The sequence below is a fragment of the Halorhodospira abdelmalekii genome, assembly GCF_016583625.1.
Taxonomy (GTDB): Bacteria; Pseudomonadota; Gammaproteobacteria; order Nitrococcales; family Halorhodospiraceae; genus Halorhodospira; species Halorhodospira abdelmalekii.
Map to the genome: position 1 here is coordinate 108,285 of NZ_NRRN01000002.1, position 13,060 is coordinate 121,344.

The following is a 13,060-nucleotide window of genomic DNA, read 5'->3' on the forward strand; positions in this document are numbered from 1 at the left end:
GTCGCGCAAGGCTTTTCAGATGTGAGAGGCTTGAGGCAAGCAAGACGCTGAACCGTTCCTGGGCGAGTGGGTCATGTGGATCGAGTGGATCAATTGGCTCAATTGGGTCAATTGGGTTGAACGGGCCGAGTGGATCGAAGACTCAATCGTCGAGCCAGTTTCGATTCACCTGAATAGGAGCGTTTTGCTGAGCTTTATAAGTGCTGTAAGCACCGTAAGTGCTGTATAGGAGTCCTTGCCGAAGCAGCTGTTCTAAGAGTGCATCATACCCCTCAGCGTCGTCTTGTGACAGGTGCCAGGCTAGGCGTTTGAGAGAGAGAGAGACGCTCAGTAGATTGCGCACCACCACTAGATTGTGGCTGTCGCTGGTGCAGTTAAACGAGTGGCGCGGTGTGCGCCAGTCACCGTACGCCTCGCTTAGGTAGCGATCGCCAGCGCGAGGTCCGAGGATCTTCACCCCGCGTAGCTCGTACTCGATTCGTTCCATGGGCGCGTGCTCCCAGCGATGCAGTGTGGAGCCGTGCCACCAGACTCCCTCTTCTTGGTGCAAGAGAGAGAAATCGACGGCGATACCGGTGCGGTGGACGGCCTTAATGAGCACGGGCAGGCGCTCGATACCGAGCCCCGCCGAGGTTCTGTGGAGTCGGTACTGCTCATCGCTGCGCACGGAGACGAAACGTGGCGAGCGCTCGAGCCTCTGGCGCAACGCCGCGAGATCGACTTCACAAGCCAGCAGGCCCAGATCGATGTCGAAATCGTGGGGGAGGAAATCGCCCTCCCGGTAGAGGCCTAAAAAGGTGCCGGTAAGCGCCATCCAGCGCCACCGCTCCAACGGTAGCAGGTGCGCGACGTCGTGAAGAGCAGCCTCGGCATCGTCGCGTGCAAAGTCGCCTGTGCGAGGTGGGCCAGGTGGCCGTGAACCGGGCGGCCCGCAGCGTTCCCCAAGACGCTCGCGCCAAGCGCTTAATCGTGCTAGCAAGTCGTCCGTATCGTCCCAAAACTCGACCAGCCGCTCTTGTGCACAGTCAACATGACCGGCCAGAGTGGCCCGGTGCACACACTGTGCGAGTGTGCAGAGGCGCGCACACCGTGCCTCGGTCTCGGGCAGCCTGCGCGAGCGACGGGCGCGTTGGTCGACCCAGCGGAGCAGCGCTTTGCTTTCTGTAAGCGAGAGGCCGTCACTGACACAGAAAAAGGGGTCGCTGTCGACGCGCCCGATGCGCGGCCAGCCGCGGGTTGCGTACCAGTGAGCACGGCGCAGGCTCTCTTTGAAGTCGTCTTGCCAGAATTCGCCTGCAAGTTGACGGGCCAGGGTGGGGCTAGCGGTGATGGCCAAGCAGCCGGTAAAGCCGATCAGCGCCAGTGCAGCGCGCTCGATGATACTGTGCGGGCGATTGAGGTAGTGCAGTAGGCGATAGCTTTTGCCCGATACCCTGTCGATCATCCCGCTGCGTCGCTCCAGGCTTGCCGTAAGATCTGCTCGAGCGCGTCAGCGTCGACTTCGCGGAGGTTGTTATCCGCGCGTCCGGGGGTGTACATCTGCGGGATCAGGTCTAGCAGTGCCTGCTCGCTGGGAATGGCCTGTCGAGTCAAAGGGCCGACATCCAAGGATTGGTGCAAGCGAGTGAAGCTCTCGACGAACTCCCCCGCGGTGGTGCGGCGACCGAAGAGATCGCAAGCGACTTGCCGAAGCCGCCCATCATCAACTGTCGCGTTGTACCGCAGCACGGCCGGTGCAGTGAATGCACAGGCCAGTCCGTGAGGGACGCCAAAGTGCGCAGTGATGGGGTAGGAGATGGAGTGGCACAGGGCGGTGCGGGTCTGGCTGATGCAGAGTCCGGCCAATAGGCTGGCCTCGGCGAGGCGATCGCGCAGGTGCACGCAGCGGTGTGGGTCTTGCTGAGTGCCGAGGTCGCTGGCGACGAGCTCTGGCAGGGTCTCAAACCCGAGGCGCAGGGCGCGCGCGGCAAGCTGCAGCGTGATAGGAGTGGCGTTGCGGTTCCACACCGATTCGGCCGCTTGGTTGATGGCATCGAGCCCCGTTGCGCGGGTGATCTCGCGCGGTAGGCCGTCCGTGAGTGCCGGGTCGATCACGGCCGCGTAGGGGTAGACGGCGGCGCCAGCGAGCGAATGCTTCTGGCCGTCGGCACGATCCCAGACCGTGGCGAAGGGGGTGACCTCGCTGCCAGTGCCGGCGGTTGTGGGGATGGCGTAGAGGGGCCGCGGTCGGGCGTCGCGATGGCAGCGCGGATCGGCGAGAAGCTCGCTCAGGTTATGGGTCACAGCGCCGTCGGCGAGCGCGACGTTAAGAACCTTGGCGCTATCCAGGGCGCTGCCGCCGCCGAAGGCGATCACGGCCTCGAAGGTTTCGTGTCGTAGCGTCTCGATTGCCGCCTGCAAGGCGGTGCGCTCAGGGTTGGGCTGCACGGTATCGACCCAGCGCACGGCGGGGGATCTGCTGAGTGCGCGCAGTGCCGGGTCGCTCTCAAGCTGCTGTCGCCCACGGGCGGTGGTTACGATCAGGCAGCGCCGATCGGCCAGTTCAGCACTGAGCTTGCCGCGCACGCCGCGGCCAAAGCGGATGCGGACCGGGTTGTGGTGGCTCCAGCACGGGGGTTGGTCGCCGTCCTGTTCCTGTTCCTGTTCCTGTTTCTGGCTCCGGCTCCGGCTCTGGTCCTGGTCTTGGTTCCGGCTTTGGTGCCGTGTGTCGGCCGGGCCTTGGCTCGTCTCGTCCCGAAGGGTCACGATTCGCTCCGCTGCTGCAGCCGCTCGGTGAAGAGCCGCTTATTCTCCGCCGGGGTCTCGACCGGTCGGCCCAGATCGGCGCGGGCGCCTGGGCGGACGTGGAGCTCTAAAAAGGCCGGCCCGGTGGTGGCGAGCAATTCGCTGACGGCTGCGGGGATGGCTGCCGCCTCGGTCAGCGGCCCACGCACGGCGCGGTAGCCGCAGGCCCGAGCGATCGTGGGCAGATCGATATCGAAGCCGGCCGTGGGCTGGGCACCGACGGAGTCGTGGACACCGTTATTGAGCACCACGTGCAGGTAGTTGCGTGGGGCTACGGTCGCACCAATCGTTGCCAGTCCGCCCATGTGCATGATCGCAGCGCCATCGCCGTCTAAGCAGACCACCGGTTCGGTCGGGCGGGCTAGGGCAATCCCGAGTGCGATCTGCGAGGCGTGGCCCATCGAGCCGACCGTTAAGAAGTCGGCCGCGCGCGATTGCCCGGTGCGGCCACGCTCCTCGTAGAGCTCGCGGGCGATATGACCGGTGGTCGCGACTACGGTGGCACGCTCTGGGAGCGCGGCGGCGATCTGAGCGATGGCGGTCTCGCGGATCAGTGCGCTCGGTGTTGGTACTTCAGCGCGATGCTGTTCAGCCGGCCCGAAGGCGCCCTTGCGCACCAACAGTGCCACCGGGCCGCTGCGCTGGCGTGCGGTAGCGACCGCCCAGTGGGCATTTGCAGTGGCTGCCGCCGGGTCGCCGTCGAGCACGCGGTGCGGGATCTCCATTGCCTGAAGCAGATCCGGCGAGATGCGCCCCTGTTTGACGTGCTGCGGCTCGTCGCGAACGCCCGGTTCGCCGCGCCAGCCGATCAGCAGTACCAACGGGATGCCGTAGACCTCCGGGTCGGCCAGTGATAGCAGCGGGTTGACGGCGTTGCCGATGCCGGAGTTTTGCAGGTAGACCAGCGGGACACCGCCGCTTGCCAGATGAAAGCCCGCGGCCAGCCCCACCGCCGTCCCCTCGTTGGCCGCAGTGATGTGACGCTCGGCAGGGAGTGTGGCCTCCGTGTAGGCGTTGAAGCTCTTCAGGAGTGAGTCGGGCACGCCGGTGAAAAAATCGACCCCGGCAGCGGCCAGGGCCGCGTGAAACGCCTGAGGAGAGATCACGGCCGATCGACCCCGATCCCTGTTGGCGGTGGGCGACAAAGCATCCATTTGCAAGTCTCCAACAGCGGCGGTGGCTAGATTCTATCCGTTCGTCCCAGCCGAGATTCTATCCGCTCCAGCCGATTAGATGCATCCTGTTGTGCCCGGGCGCTTGTAGGCGGGTACAATGCGACCCGTAGGTGACCGCCCCGGGGCGGTGCGGACGCTGTACATACAGTTCTATTACTTCAGTGGATTAGGAGGGTATCAATGAGCGAAGAGAACAAGCTGACGCTGCCGATTGCCGAGATGGCGCGCAAGAACGAGCAGTTTCGCCGGGTGGTGTGGACCGGGCAGGAGACCCAGGTCGTCTTGATGGCGATCCCGGAGGGGGCGGATATCGGCGCGGAGACCCACGAGGGCCACGACCAGCTGCTGTTCTTCGTTGCCGGATCGGGGCGGGCGGAGATCGGCGGTGAGGCGTACTCCGTTCAGGAGGGCGATATGAGCATCGTGCCCTCGGGGGTCCACCATAACTTCATCAATACCGGCTCCGGCATGCTCAAGCTCTACACCACTTACTGCCCGCCGGAGCACGCCCCTGGGACGGTGCACGCCTCTAAGGCGGAGGCCGACGCGGCTGAGCACGATCACTAAACGTGCCCCTTAAAGCTCTCTCCGCCCGCAACCTGCGACGACAACACCTGCTGGGAGGCCTCCTCTAAAGCCCCTTTATACTGGCTTGTACGCGCTGCTCAGCGGGCTTCGATAGGCCGCGGCTCCGACAGGCCGAGGTGTTCGGTCGCTAGGTAGCGGGCGAAGGGGAGGGCACAGGTCAGGGCCGGCGAGACGGCGTTGAGGATATGCAAGCTGTGGGCGTCCCCCTCGACGACGAAGTCCATCACCAGCGAGCGGCTGCGCCGATCGATCAGCTGGGCACGGATGCCGGGGGCGCCCCAGTGATGGAAGCCGAGCGACGCGGCGTCGTCGATGAGCTGTGCTGCAGCACTGATCATCTCCTCTCGGCGCCGCTTTTTTAACTCTTGGCGGGCGAGCGTGCGCGACTGATTGCGGTTGGTGGCGAGCATGTAGAGTTCGTGCCCGAGGACTTCGCGCAACTCATCGAAACGAAAGCCGCGGAGTCCGCCGTAGTGCTCACGCCAGAGCGCGGGGGTGGCGGTCGGGCCGATCTTGGCGCGGCCGTCGATAGTGCGTGTCACGTGGACGCCGAGGAAGGGGGTGGCTAAGTCTGGTACCGGGTAGATGTGCGCGCGCGGAGCAGGGGCGTTAGCGCTGGCGTAGAGATAGAGCCCTTTGAACGGGAGTACGCTGTACGGCATTCCGAAGCCGAAGTCGTGGGCGATGCGGTCGGCGTAGAGCCCGGCGCAGTTAATGATCTTTCCGGCACTCAGGCGAGTGGTGCCGGCCTCAATGGTCTGGGCGCCGGACTGCCGCGTAAGCCGCTGTCGGTAAGGGTGGCCGTAGAGCAGGCGGGTACCGGCGGCGCGCAGCTCCTCTTCTAGGGTGTTGATCAGCTCCTGTGGGTCGATCGTCGCCGTAGAGGGGATAAAGAGCGCCTGGTCGCAAGTGCGCGCGCGAGGCTCAAGCGCGCGGGCCTGTTGTGCATTAAGACGTTCCACGGTGACCCCGTTGGCCGCTGCACGCTGCTCAAGTACCTGCAGCGACTCCTCTTCCTGCTCGTTGCGCGTGACCACGAGCTTGCCGCAGCGCTCCAGTGCCAGCCCTCGCTCCTCGCAGTAGGCTTGCCACGCCTGATTGCCGTCGCGGGTAAAGCGCGCTTTGAAGCTGTCGGCCGTATAGTAGATGCCGCTGTGCAGAACCCCGCTGTTGCGGGTGCTGGCGTGCCGGCCCGCAGCAGGCTCCTTGTCGATCACCGTCAGCTGTGCACCCGGGTCGCGCTGTAAGAGCTCGCGTGCGAGGGTCAAGCCGACGATGCCGGCGCCGATGATGAGGTAGTCGCTGTGGTTTACCATGAATCTATTCTGGGGCCTGATTGGAAGTCTTGATGCCGGTAGAGTCTGCCATGCTGGTCGATTCCGCAGTCTTTGGCAAGGCAGGGCTGGGGGGTGAGCAGGCGATACGATCATCCGAACTGCTGGCTGCACCGATTCGTCTGTCGATTCGCCGGTCAGGCACAGGAGTTGAGCCCGCTTTCGGCTGACCAAGCGATTGACCCTGATGGCAGACCCAGCGGCCTTTTGAGAGCCCCTCTGGCGTTGCCTGTGCCATGCGATAGGGAATGAGACACCTGTGAAATCCGACAGCCACAAGCAGTTCGATGCGCACGTTGAGGCCGAGACCACTCATAGGGGTTTGACTTCGAGCGAGCACAGTGCTCCCCGCGCTGGTCCTGGTCCTGGTCCTGGTCCTGGTCCTGGTCCTGGTCCCGGTCCCGGTCGCCGTCCCCGTCGCGATGCGCTCGTCCGCTGGCGCTTGATGCGAAGGCGTGGCGCGGTCTTGTTGAGCGTCGATCCCTTTTCTATTCGTTACCGCAAGAGCGCGAAGCAGTGGCCGTGGTATTTGAAGCGGTGGCCGTGGTGGGTCTGCGGTGGAGGGTGGGATTTAGGTGGGGTCGATCGACCCCTGCCGCGTGAGCAGCAAATGCGCGAATTGCTAGAGGGGCGGCCGATTACGGAGAATTCACACTATCACGCAATGCTCGAAGAGCTCGCCCGCAACGGTCGCACCGCTTCGCCGCGGCTCTATACACGAGCGGAGATCGATGACTACTTTCGCAGTCTATTAACGCTAATCGAGCGTATCCGCAGCGAGGGGTATCAGTCGCAAGCCGAGATAGGCGGGCCGATGAAGCATGAAATCACGGTGCGCATTGATCGCTACGGCCAGCTGATCAAATGCCGCGAGGGTACACATCGGTTGGCAATCACCCGGTTATTGGGGTTGCGGTGGGTGCCAATCACCGTCGATCTGGTCCACTCGGTGTGGTTTAAGGCCTGTTTGGAGCGTTGGGAGGGTGACCCACGCACTGCCATAATGTGCGAGTTAGAGCAAATGGGTGAGGTTATTCGCGGGGTTTGAACTGGTTTGCTCTCTCCATCGGGCGCCGCCTCGAAAAACCCGGCGCGTAGCCCGCCAGTGCGTTGGACTTGTAAGCTGCAACGGAGGTTTCTCAAGGCTCTCTATCGCATGGTTGCAGCCACGAACGCACGTAGGGTACCAGCAGCAACGTCCCCGTGAATAGCACCACAAAGCGGCCTTGTGACGAGGTGATCCAGGTCGAGAAGAGTTGCGTGAGGCCGAAGCCAACCACTAGGCAGAGGGTAAAGAGGCCGACGTAGGGCATGAAGGTGGCGCCGTGCTGCGGTTGCCAGCACCACCGCCGCCAGCCTTGTACGCCGTTCCAAAGCACGGTCAACAGGCCGCTCCAGTAGAGCAGGGCGCCGACTAGACCGAAGGCGACCACGCTCTCGATGTACCAATTATGGAAATCGCCATAGCCGCGGCGGCCGATGTCTCGGAGGAGTTCATCGCCGAAGCCGGCCCCCCACCCCCATAGGGGGCGTTCCCCGATCTTTGCCAAGGCGTGAGCGGTGATGCGGTAGCGCGGCTCTCCGCGGTCGTCCAACTCACCGATCTGTCCCTGCAGCAGCGCCTCACGCTGCTCAATCAAAGATTCGCCGTGCTCAAGGATCGAGTGGGCTCGCTCCATGCCGCGGTCGGAGAGGGTGAGTGTTACGGCGAAGGCGATCATCGCGGCGGTGGCCAGAACCGCCAAGCCGCTTAGCCGCAAAACGCGACTGGGAACGATATGGCGGGTGGAGATCCACAGTAGACCACCGACCGCCAGTGGCAAGGTGGCCATGGCGGCGACATAGACACCGCGCGTGCCCATGATGCTGATCAGTGCCAGCAAGCTTGTGGCCACGAGCAGGGCGCTGAGGCCGAGACCGATCTGCAGCAGCCGGTTGCGCAGTTCCAGAGCCCAGCCCAGGGCAACGGTCAGCAGTCCGAGCGCCAAGAGAAGCATCAGCGCCGGCGTACGGTTGATGCTGCCCTCGTGGATGCCGTGGCGTGCCATGTTCCAGTTGGCGCTGCTGACCATGGCGCGCAGGCTCTCCCAATCGATCAGCAGCAGCAGCCAGAGGAGGGCACCGGCGAGGGCGGCTGCAAGCAGCCAGCCGAGGCGCTGCGGATCACCGCGGACCCAGATCGCAGCGAGCAGCATAAAGAGCGGCGAGGTGCGGAGCCAGTGCGAAGTTCGTGGAGGGGAGTCCGGGTCGGCAGCGAAGAGTTGTTCGAAGTTGCCAACCCCCCAGCGGATCCCGGCGTAGGCCATGAAGGCGATGGCGGCCCAGAAGATGAGGCTGCGGCGCAAATCGGGCCAGAGTTCGTCTATGGCTATCAGGCTGGCGATCAATAGCAATAGCAGGCTGAGTTTGTAGAACGCGCTGAGCCACAGACCGGTAAAGGCGAAGAGCAGCAGGGCAGTCAAACCGAGGTGATCGGCGATTTGCAGGCGCAATGACGGGAAATGTGTAGTCGAGGGGGCTGCAGGGTGGTTGCCCATGAGATATCTTACCGGTAGTGGTTCGGTTGGGGCATTGAGGCGGCAAGTATACGGCCCTTCAGCGACTGGTGCTAGGTTGCCCTACCCAATCGCGCCGCAGTGCTCCGCCTATAGCCGCTTGCGGCTTAGGGGGTGGGGAGGCGATGCACATGGCCGCGACGGCAGCGGGAGAAACAGCTCACCCAGTGTTGGCAGACAAACGCTCGCAAGTGGCTGCCCAGTCGTCGGCCAGCGCGCTCTGTAGTGCGGGGGGCAGTTCCGGAGGCGAGAGTCGTTCGCCGCCGAGGCGATTGAGCGGTGCGGTCAGTTGTTCGCGGTGCTGAATACGCCCCAGGGAGAAGATCTTGATTGTCTGCCACAGTGGCCGATTGGCAGCCAAGAAGCGGTGGGTGCGAAGTGCTAGCCGGGTCTGTGGGCTGGTGTTGCTGCGCCCGCTCGTGGTCAGCATCGTTTCCAGTTGTGTCGAGTTCAGTGGCAGCTCTGCAAAGTCGGCGATGCCTTGCAGCGTCTCTGCCGGGGTGCGGCGGAAGGCCGACTGCTCAAGGATCAGCACCTCGGGAAAGTGCTGACGAAGGCGATCGATGCGGTCTGCCCAGCTGAGATCTTCCAAGCCAAAGCGAGTGACGAACTGCTCGAAGGAGAGGCGGGTCTTGCCGCGCTTATAACGCTGGATATAAGCCGACCACAGCCAGCCTTTGTGTTCGCGGACAATGAAGAGAATTTTTGGCAGCGGGGAGAGTCGAGTTGCGATTTCGAGAAATCGATTGAAAGGTTGTACGCCGTCGCCAGGGCGATCAGGGCTGATGGCCGAAGAGAGCATTTCGTTGGAGATAATGCGGTGCTGTCTTCCTTGGTCCGGGTTGGCCGCGAGTGCCGCCAGAATCTCCAGCGCATCTTTTTGCTTGTGATAGGCCTCACTGCTGATGCTGGTTGCGGAGCCACTGCCCACGTTGGCCTCGCAATCGGTGAGCAGTGCAGGGAAGACGTTAGCCTGCAGGTGGGTTGAGGCGGCTTTGGGCAATCCGATATGGATCATCAACGGGTGGGGAGGCGTCTTAGTCATCTCGTCGGGGCATTTCTTCGGATTGCTCTTTCGGGCTGCTCTTCGGGGTCGCAGTTGCTGTGGTGTGTTGGGTGGCCCTCCGGTTGGCTCCTAAAGCCGAGTGCCACAGGAACGTCGGGAGCAGTAACACGAGTTGCAGCCAACCACGAGTACCGGCCAGGGTGAGAGTGCTCAGGATGCGCCGGTTCATGATGCCGGCTCGTGCGGCATCGCGCATCCGTTTGAGGCCCTTTTTCGCGCCAAAGCGTCGCAGCAGATCGCGTTCGCTGGAGTCTTCCAGGCGGGTGAGCCACTGGGTCACGGTGACGGCGACCGGGTGAGGGTCGTGGAGATTGGCCGGGTCAGCGGTCACCCGATTGGTTGCATCGCGATGGTAGCGAACGCGGATCGACGGCGACCACGCCCCGCAGCGGGCGAGCAACATGCAGCGCAGCCACGTATCGACATCGCCCCCTTGTCTGGCCCTTCCCTCTGGGAAGCCTCCAGCTTGGAGAAGGATGTCGCGGCGAACGGCCGTCGCTGAGGTCTGAAAGCAGCCCCCAGCGTAGATATAGCTCTCCAGGAAGGTCGGTACGTCGATTAAGCGGGCTGCGGGGGCCTCTTCTTGTCGGCTGACGTTGCGGGTAAAGCGGTTGATCTGTTCGTGATCCGAGTCGATGAGACGGTAGCCGGTACCGAGTACCGCGGCCTGTGGAAAGAGGTGTTGTAGCCGGGCAATCTCGGCCAGATAGCCAGGCTCCCAGGCGTCGTCTGCATCGAGAAAGGTCAGCCACTCTCCGCGTGCGTGAGCGATTGCAAGGTTGCGAGCCGCGTATCCTCCGGGGCCGGGGGTTGAGCGGCTGAATAGGCGCAGCGGCAGCTGTCTGCTGTAATCTTGAAGAATCTCGATGCTGCCGTCGTCCGAGGCGTCATCGACGGCGATCGCCTCCCACGGTACCTCGGTCTGCGCCCGCAGCGACTCAAGGCAACGGACGAGGTGCGGGCGCTTGTTATGAACCGGGATAATGACCGTGAACATCGGGTCGGTCGCGCTCGTTACGGGGGCTGGGTCGGCCCGATTGGCTAGGCGAGTGTATCATCGCGATAGCCAAGGTGGCGGAAATCGTCGGCGTAGAGGCGGCGCACAATCGCCATGCACTCATCGGTATAGTACTGCTGCGCCTTCTGCCCGGCGCGGGTCGCTGCCGGACCGGAGCGTTGGACCTCCAAGCCTTCCGGGGTGGCGCCGATGCGTTCCACGATGCGCCGCAAATCCTCCTCAAGTGTCTCGACATGCCCCATATCGTCCAGGCGTTCCAGGCCGGTAACGCTGAGGATGGCGGTCTGAGGCAGCCAGTGGATATTTTGGCGCAGCCCCACCCGATCCAGCCAGCGGCAAAAGGCCGGGAAGGTGAGCTCACCACCACCATAGGTGCGAATCTCCGCAGCAAAGCGATTTAGCCACCGCTCGCGGCTGCTGCCCTCGGCGATGAATTTTTGCAGAAAGGCGGAGAGCACCCGGTGGTAGGGGTTGCGGACGACCGTGAAGGTAAAGTGTTCAGCAAGCACTTGCTCCGCCTCTGCTCTACTGAGGGAGGAGAGCCGGTCGTAGCTCCTTTTGCCACGTCCGCGCTCTTTGCCGCTGATGCGCGGAATCGGCGGTGCGGGAAAGTGGTGATCTAGTGTGGCGGCTACGGTACTGTTTGCGGCCTTCGGGATGCGGATGTAGGTGTACTTGTAGTGAAGTGAGACGGCGATCCGCGCATCAATCGAACCGAGTTGACGGCGCCAAGTCTCTGGCCGACTGCGGTAATAAGGCGTCAGCGAACAGCGGGCATCCTTGCCGAGCTTGGGCAGAGTGACGCGGAGCAGTCTGTGGGCACGCGGAGCTGGATTTGGCATGGTCTCTGCTGTCGGTGGAAGTGTGTGCTCTTCGTCGATTATTGTCTCTGTGCGGAATGGAAGTTGGGCGGTTGAGCGAACAGGCCGTTACTCACCGGGCGATTGTAGCAGGCTAGAGGCGCCCAGTGCCGTAAGTTTTTCCAGAAAACGGTCATACCCGCGAAAGATTTGCCAGGCGTCGTGGATCACCGTCTCGCCCTCGGCAGTCAGCCCGCATAGCACCTGGGCAGCGCCGGCGCGCAGATCCAGCGCGCGCACCTCGGCGCCATTCAGTCCGCCACCCTGCCCATGGATGCAGAGCATATCGCCCTTGATCTCGTGTTGCAGCCCCATCCGTGCTAGCTCCTCGGCGTAGGCGTAGCGGCCAGGAAAGCGCAAATCGACGATGCGTGACTCGCCACGGGCGTGGGCGGCCCAGGCGGCAAGAATCGGCTGCACATCGGAGTTGATGCCCGGATGGGGGCCGGTACTGATCTCCAGCGGGTAGCACGGCCCACCGCGAACAATGACCGCTGTTTCGCCGTGATAGAGCCGCGCGCCGGCCGCCTTGAGGTGGGCGAGGACTACGTCCAGGTCCTCGGTCGGGAAGCCTTCTATCTCGATGTCGCCACCAGTGATGGCTGCCCCGACCAGCCACGTAATGGCCTCCATGTTATCCGCAATGACCGGGTGCTCAGCCCCGTAAAGGGCCTCGCTTCCGGTGATCGCGATATGCTCCTGGCCGAAGACCTGAATTTCCGCCCCCATCTTGCGCAGCAGGGCGATGAGATCGAGGATCTCCGGTCGAACGTGCGGGTTCCAGATGCGCGTCACCCCACGCGCCAAACTTCCCGCCAATAGTGCATTTTCGGTTGCGCCGGTGGAGCGAATGCGCAGGTGGATGTCAGCACCAGTCAGACCGCGAGGAGCCGATGCGCAGAGCATCCCTTGCTCCTCCCAGACCTCAGCCCCCAAGCACTCCAGCAGCATGACGTGCTGATCGTAGCGGCGCTCGTGCAGTTTGCAGCCGCCGGGTAGGGGGACGGCTCCGTCACCGGTGCGGGCTACCAATGCACCTAGGATCAGGAGGGTGTTGCGGATAGATCGTCCGCTCCAGTCCAGGCGCGAGCCGGGTGTGGTCGCCTCAGTAATCGCAATGCAGTCATGGCCGTGCAGAACCGTATGTTTGCCCAGCTCTTCCAGCATCTCGACATGGATCTGGGCATCCAGGAGTCCGGCAGGGTAGTTGTGTAACACCAGCGGTTGATCGGTTAGTAGACTGGCAGCAAGGTGGCGCAGTGCGGCGTTTTTGGCGCCAGAGAGGCGAACGGCTCCGGATAAACGGGCTGGGGTGATGGTTAACACTTGCTCGGGGTTATTCATCGTTTGGTTTCTTTAACGGCATGCGCTGGGGCTGCCCTTTAGGAGGAGGTGGATGAGAAGGTGGCTCGTTGTCCGTCGAGCGACTAAAAATGACCCATCCATCGCCCTGTGGTCGTCGACCCTGCCCGAAGTTATCACAGTGCATAGCAAGCTCCCAAAGCTCTCCGCCTGATGGTAGTCAGCCTTTCGCGGTGAGTGGCGGTTAGGTATGCCGTAAACGAAGGCCCCAGATTGGGGGGGGGCAGATGGTACGTGATGTGGCAGCGCCCATCCGGGGTTCCTGTTAAGCTGTTCGGAGAGCGGCAGCCTAGAGGTCGTAGCAACTGCGCGCGGCGG

At 63.2% G+C, this 13,060-nt stretch carries 12 protein-coding genes; 3 read left to right on the forward strand and 9 right to left on the reverse strand.

What is annotated here, in order from left to right:
* Window positions 1–142: 142 nt before the first annotated feature.
* From CKO15_RS01050 to aepY, 3 genes are read right to left on the reverse strand one after another with little or no spacing between them, the layout of a single operon-like run.
* Window positions 143–1,444: a hypothetical protein gene (locus tag CKO15_RS01050; protein ID WP_200191605.1), complete on the reverse strand. Its 1,302-nt coding sequence runs from the start codon at window positions 1,442–1,444 to the stop codon at window positions 143–145.
* Entirely contained in the window at window positions 1,441–2,745 is a 1,305-nt protein-coding gene (locus tag CKO15_RS01055) for an iron-containing alcohol dehydrogenase (RefSeq protein ID WP_200191607.1), read from the reverse strand. Before CKO15_RS01055 ends, CKO15_RS01050 begins: the two co-directional genes overlap by 4 nt.
* A complete protein-coding gene (gene aepY / locus CKO15_RS01060; RefSeq protein WP_200191609.1) occupies window positions 2,742–3,938 on the reverse strand; it encodes a phosphonopyruvate decarboxylase in 1,197 nt (398 codons plus the stop codon). The genes CKO15_RS01055 and aepY overlap by 4 nt, the downstream gene beginning before the upstream one ends.
* 201 nt (window positions 3,939–4,139) lie before the next feature.
* Here aepY and CKO15_RS01065 point away from each other — a divergent pair, with 201 nt between their 5' ends.
* Window positions 4,140–4,526, forward strand: a complete 387-nt coding sequence (locus CKO15_RS01065) for a cupin domain-containing protein (protein ID WP_200191611.1) — start codon at window positions 4,140–4,142, stop codon at window positions 4,524–4,526.
* A gap of 98 nt (window positions 4,527–4,624) precedes the next feature.
* On the opposite strand, the gene lhgO is transcribed toward CKO15_RS01065, so the two are convergent.
* Entirely contained in the window at window positions 4,625–5,863 is a 1,239-nt protein-coding gene (lhgO, locus tag CKO15_RS01070) for an L-2-hydroxyglutarate oxidase (protein WP_200191613.1), read from the reverse strand.
* A 32-nt stretch (window positions 5,864–5,895) separates the two neighbouring features.
* Between lhgO and CKO15_RS01075 the strand changes: the two genes are divergently transcribed.
* Together CKO15_RS01075 and CKO15_RS01080 are read left to right on the forward strand one after the other, a co-directional pair.
* Window positions 5,896–6,051: a hypothetical protein gene (locus CKO15_RS01075; protein ID WP_200191615.1), complete on the forward strand. Its 156-nt coding sequence runs from the start codon at window positions 5,896–5,898 to the stop codon at window positions 6,049–6,051.
* A gap of 296 nt (window positions 6,052–6,347) precedes the next feature.
* Window positions 6,348–6,929, forward strand: coding sequence for a hypothetical protein (locus CKO15_RS01080; protein WP_200191616.1), 582 nt, complete (start codon window positions 6,348–6,350; stop codon window positions 6,927–6,929).
* A gap of 91 nt (window positions 6,930–7,020) precedes the next feature.
* On the opposite strand, the gene CKO15_RS01085 is transcribed toward CKO15_RS01080, so the two are convergent.
* The 5 genes from CKO15_RS01085 to CKO15_RS01105 form a co-directional block, all read right to left on the reverse strand.
* Complete coding sequence (locus CKO15_RS01085; protein WP_200191618.1) at window positions 7,021–8,373, reverse strand: O-antigen ligase family protein; 1,353 nt, start codon at window positions 8,371–8,373, stop codon at window positions 7,021–7,023.
* A gap of 223 nt (window positions 8,374–8,596) precedes the next feature.
* Complete coding sequence (locus CKO15_RS01090; RefSeq protein ID WP_200191620.1) at window positions 8,597–9,481, reverse strand: hypothetical protein; 885 nt, start codon at window positions 9,479–9,481, stop codon at window positions 8,597–8,599.
* The gene (locus CKO15_RS01095; protein WP_200191622.1) at window positions 9,474–10,499 is read right to left on the reverse strand and encodes a glycosyltransferase family A protein; all 1,026 of its coding nucleotides are present in this window, start codon (window positions 10,497–10,499) and stop codon (window positions 9,474–9,476) included. Before CKO15_RS01095 ends, CKO15_RS01090 begins: the two co-directional genes overlap by 8 nt.
* Before the next feature lie 44 nt (window positions 10,500–10,543).
* Window positions 10,544–11,362 (reverse strand): sulfotransferase family 2 domain-containing protein, encoded by an 819-nt coding sequence (locus CKO15_RS01100; protein ID WP_200191624.1) that lies wholly within the window; start codon window positions 11,360–11,362, stop codon window positions 10,544–10,546.
* A gap of 87 nt (window positions 11,363–11,449) precedes the next feature.
* The gene (locus CKO15_RS01105; RefSeq protein WP_200191626.1) at window positions 11,450–12,724 is read right to left on the reverse strand and encodes a UDP-N-acetylglucosamine 1-carboxyvinyltransferase; all 1,275 of its coding nucleotides are present in this window, start codon (window positions 12,722–12,724) and stop codon (window positions 11,450–11,452) included.
* Window positions 12,725–13,060 lie beyond the last annotated feature (336 nt).

Bases quoted from the DNA above. Each gene is read 5' to 3' on its own strand.
- CKO15_RS01090 (WP_200191620.1), bottom strand. From the start codon at position 9,481: ATGACTAAGACGCCTCCCCACCCGTTGATGATCCATATCGGATTGCCC.
- CKO15_RS01105 (WP_200191626.1), bottom strand. From the start codon at position 12,724: ATGAATAACCCCGAGCAAGTGTTAACCATCACCCCAGCCCGTTTATCC.
- CKO15_RS01050 (WP_200191605.1), bottom strand. From the start codon at position 1,444: ATGATCGACAGGGTATCGGGCAAAAGCTATCGCCTACTGCACTACCTC.
- lhgO (WP_200191613.1), bottom strand. From the start codon at position 5,863: ATGGTAAACCACAGCGACTACCTCATCATCGGCGCCGGCATCGTCGGC.
- CKO15_RS01095 (WP_200191622.1), bottom strand. From the start codon at position 10,499: ATGTTCACGGTCATTATCCCGGTTCATAACAAGCGCCCGCACCTCGTC.
- CKO15_RS01100 (WP_200191624.1), bottom strand. From the start codon at position 11,362: ATGCCAAATCCAGCTCCGCGTGCCCACAGACTGCTCCGCGTCACTCTG.
- aepY (WP_200191609.1), bottom strand. From the start codon at position 3,938: ATGGATGCTTTGTCGCCCACCGCCAACAGGGATCGGGGTCGATCGGCC.
- CKO15_RS01075 (WP_200191615.1), top strand. From the start codon at position 5,896: ATGCCGGTAGAGTCTGCCATGCTGGTCGATTCCGCAGTCTTTGGCAAG.
- CKO15_RS01065 (WP_200191611.1), top strand. From the start codon at position 4,140: ATGAGCGAAGAGAACAAGCTGACGCTGCCGATTGCCGAGATGGCGCGC.